We start from the raw sequence: 9,360 nt of genomic DNA on the forward strand, positions 1-9,360 counted from the left end.
CTACAAACCGTACCTACCCGCTAACAACGATTGTGTGGGTCAGGGTGTAACCCGCTGCGTTACTGCCCGACACCGTAGCCAGTTCGGTGGAGAAGCCGTCCCGGAACACGTTGTCCGTTTCGTTGCGGGTGTCCTGCGTACCTTTCGTGTACCCGTACGACTGCCCCGTGGTATATACCGTATTAGCCAGGTCGTAGGGGAACGCAATCTGGGTGACCAGCAGCGACTTACCCGACGCACTGTAGATGTGTACGTGAATGTGCGGAGCCCGACCCGAATACCAGCCGGGAAAAATCGTTGTGAAGCCGACAAGACCGTTCGCATCCGTTGTCTGGCGACCGCGCAGGAAGTCAACGGTCGAGTAGTTGACGTTTTGCATACCGCTGCCACCGTATTCAGAATAGTACCCATCCTTGTCGCAGTGCCACACATCGACAAGGGCCCCCGCCAGGGCCGCGCAACCGGCGTTGGCGTTCCTGATGGTGATATTCATCGCCATCGGAATACCGGTGCGATCGTCGCGGATGTCCTTGCGGACAAAGTTGGCCGGCACTTTCGTCGGGAAAGGCCCTTCGGTTTCCGAGGGCGTAACGGTGCAGTTGCTGGACGAACTGCCGTTGGTAGAACCGGTCGAGGTTGTGTTGCCCGTGTTCGTACCGCTGGCCGGATCGATTTCGGTGGTTTCGTTGCAGGCCTGTATGGCCGGTAGCAGGGTGGCAATGCCAAGCAGGCTGGTGAATCCGCGCTTTAAAAATTCCTTACGCTCCATGAGTTTGTATGGTACAGGTTAGTTGATCGTTTCTGACGTAGTTGTCAGCTTGAGTTGCTACTGATAATACGTTGGCAATAGAGCGATTCGTTGCAGGGGGCGGCCATGTGCAGAGCTAAGGCGCCAATGTGTCGACAACCGTCAGGACGACTCCCGGCGGGGTGTCGATAACCAGGCCCGGGCGCTCAGGGTATCCAGAAAATATCGGCTGGTGATAGCAGGGTTCATGTCGAAAGCCGCCCGCAGAACCAGATCAGAGCCCTGCTTACTGAACTGATTGAGATCGGTCAGCACTACGCCGATTCTGACGCGGGTGGGGAGTCGATAGATGGCTTCGGGAAGCCACTGCTGCGTGAACCACTGCAAGTCCAGCGGGTTATACAGCCGCAGCTGCCGCTGATCGATCAGCCAGCGGCTAAGGTGGTGTGTTTCGGCCAGTTGCAGGGAAATGAGCGAGGCTTCCCGGTAGTTTTCGCTGCTGGGCAGACCTTGCCAGACCTGCTGCAGCAAATGGGTGTGGTACTCGACCCCAACGGCGACGTGGTCGTTCCGGTACAGTTGCATAGGGAATCGATCAGGCCGCGGGGTCATTGATACGTCCCTGCAGGCAGGCATTTTCCAGACAGACCTTCTGAAGTTCAGCTTCCATAAAGCGATACGCGTAGATAAATTTGTCGGGTTCGCTCCGGATGATGCCCATATCTTCAAGGGCTACGACGTTCTGCCAGACGTGCTGCAGGCGTTCGTAAAAATTCGTCTCGCTCGATACGTGCAGGGTGGTTAGGGTAGGGAGGGCGGTGGCTGAGGGGGGAACGTCGACGGTTGTGCGGGGGCTTCTCATGGTCCGATCTAGCTGATGTTTGATTGATTTCGGTTTAGAAAATAACGTAGATCTGTCGCATCCGGTGTTTACGTAAAGTAGGGTATGTGCCTCAAAGCCCTGATTTTTAGATTTTTTAACGGCAGCTTCCCGTCTCTGCTCATCTGTACGCAGAACGACCCGGCTTCGTTGCAGAAACCGGGCCGTTTTATCGATAAGCCGGCCGTTGTCAAGGTCGTACTGGGTTTTGGCCAACGTACGGTGTAAGCAGAATCGGCTGTAAATGCGTGCAGAGCAGCGTTGACGCGTGTAGATACTGACGGGTGTTTTCTGCGTAGGGCTGCTGATCCGCATGAGTGATACGTCGGCACAAAGCCGGATTTGGTCGGCAGATGCGTAAGCCGATGGACGCACCGATGAGGGAAACCCCGTAACTTGCATTCTATGAACTTTCTCCAACGATACCAGAACTGGCTGCACGTAGTGGGGTGGGTGGTATTTATTGGGCTGCCGTTCCTGATGTTTCCCGGCTACGTCTGGAGCCGGTCGGTGCTGTTGAGCTTTGGCGTAACCAAGGTGATCGAGGATGTCATGCTGATCGCTTTTTTTTACGTGAACCTGCTGTTTTTGACGCCAGCGTTTCTTCAGCAGCGTAATCCTGGGCGGTTTGCCGCTGGGTTGCTGCTTGCGTTCGTGGCCGTGCTGGCGCTCGATCTGCTCATTCTGAATCTCTTTCCGCCCCTTGCACCCGATTTGCAGCCGCAACCCACAGCCAATGCCACCAGGGCGGGGCAACTCAACTGGCCGGGACCACCCCCCGCCGATTACATCCTGGGCGTTCGGGTTGACGTTGGGCGGCTGACCAGCACCGTCGTGTCGTTTGGGTTTGTTGGGCTGCTGGGGTCGCTGATCGCGTTCAGCCAGCACTATGACCGCGTTCGGGAAATGCAGCAGCAGATGACGCTGGAGAAAGTATCGGCCGAACTGGCCATGCTCAAGCTACAGGTGAGCCCCCACTTTCTGTTCAATACGCTGAACAACATCCGCTGGCTGGCCCGGCAGAAATCCGACCAGACCGAAGACGCCATCGTGACGCTCTCGCAATTGCTCCGGTACATGATTTACCGGGCGCAGCACGACAAAGTCCCACTTCGGCAGGAAATCGATCATCTGGCCGATTACGTAGCCTTGCAGAAGATGCGTTTGAACCCAAATCAGTCCGTTACGTTCACGCACGAAGGCGACATCGATAGCTACGAGATTGAGCCGCTGCTGTTCATCCCCTTCGTCGAAAACGCCTTCAAATATGGCCTGCACGGCCAGCAGGCCAGCCAGATCGGAATTCGGCTGGTTGTATCGAACGATACGCTGGTGTTCTCCGCTGAAAACCCACTGTTTGAGCAGGCCCGGCTGGGCGACGTACCAACGGATTCGGGCATTGGTATCCGGAACGTGGAGAAGCGACTTGCTTTGCATTATCCAAATCGGCATACTTTGCAGCTAACCACCGAGGCCGACCGGTTTCGGGTTCTGTTAACTCTGCAACTACACCATGACAACGTTGCGCTGCATCGCCATTGACGACGAGCCCTTTGCGCTGGAGATCATTGCCGATGACATTCGGAAAATTCCGTTTCTGGAACTGGTAGGGCAGTTTTCAAGTCCGCTGGATGCGCTCAACGTCCTGAAACAGGAACGGATCGATCTGTTATTTCTGGACATCCAGATGCCGACGCTCACCGGAATTCAGTTTCTGCGGAGCCTGTCGCAGCCGCCAATGGTCATCCTGACGACGGCCTACGAGCAGTACGCCCTGGAAGGCTACGACCTCAACGTCGTTGATTACCTGCTCAAACCGATTCGCTTCGAGCGGCTGCTGCGGGCGGCCAACAAAGCGTATGAGCTGTTCACGTTACGCCAGCCAGCCACTCAGGCACCTGAACTGGACGTTGCCCCGGCCGTTGTTACGTCGCCTGAACCTGAGCCAACGTCAGACACGCAGGAACGTACCTTCTTCTTTATCTTTTCCGAGTACCGAGAAATCAGGATCTTCCACGACGACGTGCTGTACGTTGAGGGCCTAAAAGACTACGTCAAAATTTTCACGACTCACCAGCCCCGGCCGTATCTGAGCCGACTCACGCTTAAAACCATCACGCCCAAATTGCCCGACGATCGATTCTGCCGGGTCCACAAATCGTTCATCGTTGCCCTCGATAAGATCAGTTCATTCCAGAAAACAAAGCTGTTCATCGGCAAGCAGGAAATCCCCGTCGGCAGCAGCTACGTCGAGGCATTCGAGCGGAGGTATCGGGAGGAGTAGAAATCTATAGTGCATAGTGAATCATTGATCTGAATAGGCTCTATGGTTACCTATGGCCCAAAATTGAAAGTAAATGTCCCAAAATTGATAGTGGGTGTCTCAAAATTGATAGTAATTGGCCCAAAATTGTATGTGCCTATTTGGTAAAAAAAGGAGATTTGTGTCGGTAGTTTGACCCAAATTAAAGGAGCCTGCCTGCCGACTATCCAGCACTTATCCATACCATTTTCTTATGAAAGTCTTCCTGCCCATTGGATCGTTTTACCCCGCTCAGATCGGTGGACCAGATAACATCATGTACTGGCATGCTAAAGCGCTCCAACAGCGTGGCCATACAGTATGGGTCGCTACAACCAACGATGGCATTGCCGCCGACGTGCCTCTCGACCGCTGGTTAAAGACTGATTACGGCAAAGTTATCTATGTCAAAACAGCGATTCATTACGCTCCTCTCAAATTATTGCTCGCTTCCATAGGGCCGTTGCTTCGCTGTGATGTTATTCATTTGTCAGCTATTTTTTACCCGATTTCCTGGTTGTTGGCCCCACTAGCAATAATACTTGGTAAAAAAGTGGTCTGGACGGTTCACGGAGAGCTGGACCCGGATGTATTGATTTATAGTACAGGGCGGAAAAAAGTGGTCCTTTCGGTAGTGCGCTTATTGAAGAACCGGGTCGTTTTTCATTCAACCTGCGACGCTGAAACCAAGTATATACGGCTTCAGTTCGGCTCGTCCGTGGCGGTATTACAACTCCCTTATTTCGTTGAATTAGCCCCTCAACAGACGCAGCAACCCGACGATTATTGGTTGTATGTTGGGCGAATTCATCCCAAAAAGGCGATTGAAAATTTGATTGAAGCATTGCCACAGGTCAGGTCGAAAAAGCGCCTGAAAATCATTGGCGATCATCATAACGAATACGGCAGGCAGCTCATCGAACTGGCCGAGCGGTTAGGTTGCCGGGAGCAGATTGACTTTCTGGGACATAAACGGGGTGAGGATAAGTACCAGCTTATGGCCAATGCGTATTGTCTGGTCATGCCATCACACACCGAAAACTTTGGCATCGTCGTCACTGAAGCGTTGACACAGGGAACGCCCGCTATTGCCTCGTTTGGTACCCCCTGGCAAGTACTAAATGATCGACAGGCCGGTTTTTGGTCGTCCAACAACGTAGCGGCTCTGGCACGCACACTCGACCAGATGGCTGAGCTGGATAAAGAAACGTATAGGCAGTACCGAACGAATGCCCGAAACCTCGTTGAGGACTATGACGTAACAAAAAATATTCATCAGTGGGAGGGAATTTATGAATCACTCAGAGCCCGGCACGCACGGAAGGCGGATACATTTTATGAGGGGATTCCAGGCCACACCTCCTACAGTTAGTTTTACGGCTTTTCAGTACTAACGTCACTCACCGCGTCAACGTCACAAACCCCCCGGGTGGCTTCCGGTGATGGGTGGCCTGCTCATAGCCGTACGTCAGCCGGATCAGGGTGGGCTCGTCGAACAGCCGTCCCAGAAACTGAAGCCCCGCCGGTAAGTCGCCGGTGGTGTACCCCATCGGAACGGTAAAGGCTGGTAAGCCCGTGGCCGGGGCCACCACCTGACTATTGTCGCCTTTGTAGCCCTTATCGTCGCCGATCCGGGCCGGTGGGTAATTCCACGATGGATAGATCAGCGCATCGACGCGGAGCCGGTTCATTTCGGCTTCCACGGCTTTCCGGAAGGCAATTCGGAGCGGGTCGGTATAGGCATCGCCACAGGGAATTTCCGGATGAGTTGCCCGGCCCGAATGCGTTTGCTGGTACGTTAGGCGGTCGCGGACAAGGTCCGAATAGCCGCCCACCCGAATGATGTCCTCCAGCGTTTTCAGCGTATCGCGCCTGACGAAGGTCCGCAGGTACGTTTCGATGTCGGCCCTGAACTCAGCGCACCACTGATTGGCCCGCAGCGAGTCAAAATCAGGAATCGTTACGTCAACGACCTGGGCACCCGCTTTGGTCATGTCGGCAATGGCCTGATCGAATAACTGCTTGATCTCGGGGTGGATGTTTCGGTCGCTCAATTGGCGAAGCACCCCAATCCGGGCACCCTTCAGGCCGTCTTTTCGTAGAAACTGGGTGTAAGTTTTTGGTACGTGACCCTGGCTGTTTCTGGTAATCGGATCGTTGGGGTCGTAGCCCGCGGTGACCTCCAGCAGCCGCACCGCATCCTCAACCGTGCGGCACATCGGCCCCCCCACGTCGTTGCGGGTATACAGCGGAATGATGCCGTAGCGGCTAACCAGCCCCAGCGAGGTTCGGAACCCCACCAGCGCGTTGTGCGACGATGGCCCGCGGATGGAGTTGCCCGTATCGGACCCCAGCCCAACGGTTCCCAGATTGGTAGCCACCGCAGCCGCCGTTCCGCCACTCGACCCGGCCGGTACGTAGTCCAGGTTGTAGGGATTGCGGGTTTCGCCCGCGATGGAACTCTGCGAGTGCATGGGCGTAAAGGCCCATTCGGCCATGTTGGATTTCGCCAGTACGATCGCGCCCGCTTCCCGCAGTTTCCGGACCTGCCAGGCGTCGTCGGTAGGGGCAAAGCCTTTCAGGGCCACCGAGCCGCCCGTCGTTTGCAAACCCTTTGTATTGAAGTTGTCTTTGACGATCACCGGAATGCCGTGCAGGGGACGTAGCTTGCCGGTCTTCCGAAACTCAACGTCCAGCGCCCGGGCCGTTGCGATGGCTTCCGGATTGACGACGATGATGGCGTTGAGTCGGGTCGGCTGGTCGTAGGTCTGGATACGGTCGAGGTAGGCGCTGACCAGTTGTTCACTCGTCAGGGTTCGGTTGCGAAACGCCCGGTGAATATCGCTGATCGTCGCTTCCAGCAGTTCAAATTGGGCGGTTCGTGTCGTGGTCGTTCGGGATTGCGCCTGAGTCGGCGTATGTACGCTGCCACTGACCAGGAGCAGACAAAAAGCAAGGCGTAGGGTATAGGATAGATACGTACAGGCGTTTCGGGGCGTTTTTCTCGGCATGAGTTGGTGGCGGGTATTATAACGAGAGTAATGAATAAATCGGAGTACGAGCTGCTAGTTATCAAAAGACTTACATTCCTTTAGCTTTGTCATCCCGACGACAGGACCGGAGCGCCGGAGCGGGGATCTTCGGTAGCTGGAGAGAATATCAGCCTCACCCAAAGATCCCTCCTGCGTCGGGATGACAAAGCTAAAGGCTTAGAATGTCAGCCATTAGGCATGTTATTTTACGGCCGTTTGCGGACTATTGAAAGATAAGCAAAATTCCGATTCAAGGACAAACCTATTATGCCTAAACCGAACTCCGTAGCGACCTGTCTCATTGTACTCCTTTTCTGTGTCGCGACCTCGGCCGTATCGGCCCAGACAACCGCCGGCTATACCTGGTGGAAACCTGCTGACAGTACCTTCCCGTTTATCGACGGGCAGGCATGGTCGGCCGAAATGCCGGATACCTTCCAGCGGCTGCCGCCCCGGGCAAAGGGGCTGGTTCGGAAACCGGTCTGGGATCTGTCGCGGCAAACGGCGGGGCTGTCCATCCGGTTCGTCAGCAACGCGCCCGAGATCGTTGTCCGCTACAAGGTTACGGGGACGGTAGCGTTGCCGCACATGCCCGCTACGGGTGTCAGCGGAGTGGACCTGTACGGCATCGACAGCGACGGTACGTGGCACCAGGCGACCGGTAAATACAGCTTCCGGGATACGGTTCAGTACACCTTCGCGCAGCTCAGACCTAACGATGCGTACCACCAGCTTGGCCGGGAATACTGCTTGTACCTGCCCCTCTACAACGGGGTGCGGCAGCTGGAAATCGGCGTCCCGGCGGGCAGTCGGTTTATGGTGCTGCCGCAACGGGCCGAAAAGCCGATTGTCGTCTACGGTACGTCCATTGCGCAGGGGGCCTGTGCCTCGCGCCCCGGTATGGCCTGGCCCAACATCCTGGCCCGGAAGCTGGACCGGACGGTGATCAACCTCGGTTTTTCGGGCAACGGGCGACTGGAGAACGAAGTGGTCAGTCTGGTCAATGAGATCGATGCGAAGGTGTTTGTGCTCGACTGCCTGCCGAACCTGATCGAGACCGTCGTGAGCCGCGCGGAGTTGCAGAAACGTATCGTCGAGTCGGTCAGGGCGATACGGGCCAGACACCCGAACACGCCCATTCTGCTGACTGACCACGACGGCTACACCGAGGGGTATCTGATGCCCCACCGGCAACCCTTGTCTGAACAGGCGAACCAGGATCTGGACCAGGCCTACCGGCAGTTGACCGCCGAGAACGTACCGGGGCTGTACCGGCTGACCATCGCCGAGATTGGCATGGACCTCGATTGTATGGTAGACGGCACCCATCCCAACGACCTCGGCATGATGCGCTACGCCGACGCCTACGAGAAAAAACTACGCGACATCCTGAAAGAGCCCGTCGGCACGATCAGGACGCAGATGCCGACCCGACAGAACCGGGAGCCCGGCAGCTACAACTGGGAAGAACGGCACAACGCGATGCTGGCACTCAACCAGACGGAGCCGACCAGGGTCGTGTTCATCGGCAACTCGATCACCCACAACTGGGGCGGCAAGCCCCTAAACAACCGCATCGTAGGGGCCGACTCCTGGCAGACGTACCTGGAAACGCTGCAGGTACGTAATTTCGGGTTTGGCTGGGACCGAATCGAGAACGTCTTGTGGCGGGTGTACCACGACGAACTGGACGGCATCTCGCCCGAGCAGATCGTCATCAACATCGGCACGAATAACCTCCACCTGAACACCGACGACGAGATCGTGCAGGGGCTTCGGTTTCTGGTGCAGGCCATCCGGCTCCGGCAGCCGAACGCCCGCATTACGTTGCTGGGCATTTACCCCCGCCGTGAGCAGGAAGGGCGCGTAGCCGGGCTGAACAAAAGCATTCAGGCAATGGCCCGCTCGGAGAAGGTCAGCTATCAGGACATTGGCAAACGCCTGCTGCTGAACAACGGCACCCTCAACGAACAGCTTTTCTCCGACGGCCTACACCCTAATGCCGCGGGATATGAATTGTTGGGGAAGGAGTTGGGGCGGGTGTTGAGGGGGAAGTGATTGATGGGACTTAAGAGTAATTAGCAATATATATTGTTATTATTGCTGAGATGGCCGGATAGTTGCTTGTCATTGTGCCGTGCCCAACGACCCCATGTGGTACTGATGGGTACGTAGTGAAACAGTAGCAACATTAACACACATGGCGAGTTGGGCTGAACGTCTGAGAACGGGACGTGCTACCTGTCGCCCGCCAACCCACCCGGAGCGAAAATTTAGAAGGTGTTGGGGAATTATGCTTGGTTAAAGGGTTTGACTCGCTGAACCATCATCTGAATATTGGCTAAATACAGCCACGCCACCGAAGAAGATAAAGTATACTCATAATCTTTGACGATCC

The 9,360-nt window shown here is 55.7% G+C and carries 9 protein-coding genes; 5 read left to right on the forward strand and 4 right to left on the reverse strand.

Features of this window, described 5'->3' with window-relative positions:
* Positions 1-13 precede the first annotated feature (13 nt).
* The 3 genes from DYU11_RS19795 to DYU11_RS19805 all read right to left on the reverse strand — a co-directional run bounded on the left by DYU11_RS19795 (position 14) and on the right by DYU11_RS19805 (position 1,610).
* Complete coding sequence (locus DYU11_RS19795) at positions 14-769, reverse strand: dioxygenase family protein (protein ID WP_119669429.1); 756 nt, start codon at positions 767-769, stop codon at positions 14-16.
* A 141-nt stretch (positions 770-910) separates the two neighbouring features.
* Positions 911-1,333: a hypothetical protein gene (locus DYU11_RS19800; RefSeq protein WP_119669430.1), complete on the reverse strand. Its 423-nt coding sequence runs from the start codon at positions 1,331-1,333 to the stop codon at positions 911-913.
* Positions 1,334-1,343: 10 nt separating this feature from the next.
* Positions 1,344-1,610, reverse strand: a complete 267-nt coding sequence (locus tag DYU11_RS19805; RefSeq protein WP_119669431.1) for a hypothetical protein — start codon at positions 1,608-1,610, stop codon at positions 1,344-1,346.
* 84 nt (positions 1,611-1,694) lie between these two features.
* On the opposite strand from DYU11_RS19805, the gene DYU11_RS33275 reads away from it, so the two are divergent.
* The 4 genes from DYU11_RS33275 to DYU11_RS19820 all read left to right on the forward strand — a co-directional run bounded on the left by DYU11_RS33275 (position 1,695) and on the right by DYU11_RS19820 (position 5,302).
* Entirely contained in the window at positions 1,695-1,856 is a 162-nt protein-coding gene (locus DYU11_RS33275; RefSeq protein WP_158600320.1) for a hypothetical protein, read from the forward strand.
* Positions 1,857-2,033: 177 nt separating this feature from the next.
* Entirely contained in the window at positions 2,034-3,170 is a 1,137-nt protein-coding gene (locus DYU11_RS19810; protein ID WP_119669432.1) for a sensor histidine kinase, read from the forward strand.
* The gene (locus DYU11_RS19815) at positions 3,142-3,912 is read left to right on the forward strand and encodes a LytR/AlgR family response regulator transcription factor (protein ID WP_119669433.1); all 771 of its coding nucleotides are present in this window, start codon (positions 3,142-3,144) and stop codon (positions 3,910-3,912) included. Before DYU11_RS19810 ends, DYU11_RS19815 begins: the two co-directional genes overlap by 29 nt.
* Positions 3,913-4,144: 232 nt before the next feature.
* A complete protein-coding gene (locus DYU11_RS19820; RefSeq protein WP_119669434.1) occupies positions 4,145-5,302 on the forward strand; it encodes a glycosyltransferase family 4 protein in 1,158 nt (385 codons plus the stop codon).
* Between the two features lie 28 nt (positions 5,303-5,330).
* Here the strand turns inward: DYU11_RS19820 and DYU11_RS19825 are convergent, their stop codons facing one another.
* Positions 5,331-6,941, reverse strand: a complete 1,611-nt coding sequence (locus tag DYU11_RS19825; protein ID WP_119669435.1) for an amidase — start codon at positions 6,939-6,941, stop codon at positions 5,331-5,333.
* Between the two features lie 288 nt (positions 6,942-7,229).
* On the opposite strand from DYU11_RS19825, the gene DYU11_RS19830 reads away from it, so the two are divergent.
* Positions 7,230-9,020 (forward strand): SGNH/GDSL hydrolase family protein, encoded by a 1,791-nt coding sequence (locus DYU11_RS19830; protein WP_119669436.1) that lies wholly within the window; start codon positions 7,230-7,232, stop codon positions 9,018-9,020.
* Positions 9,021-9,360 lie beyond the last annotated feature (340 nt).

Source organism: Fibrisoma montanum (genome assembly GCF_003583365.1).
Classification (GTDB): domain Bacteria; phylum Bacteroidota; class Bacteroidia; order Cytophagales; family Spirosomataceae; genus Fibrisoma; species Fibrisoma montanum.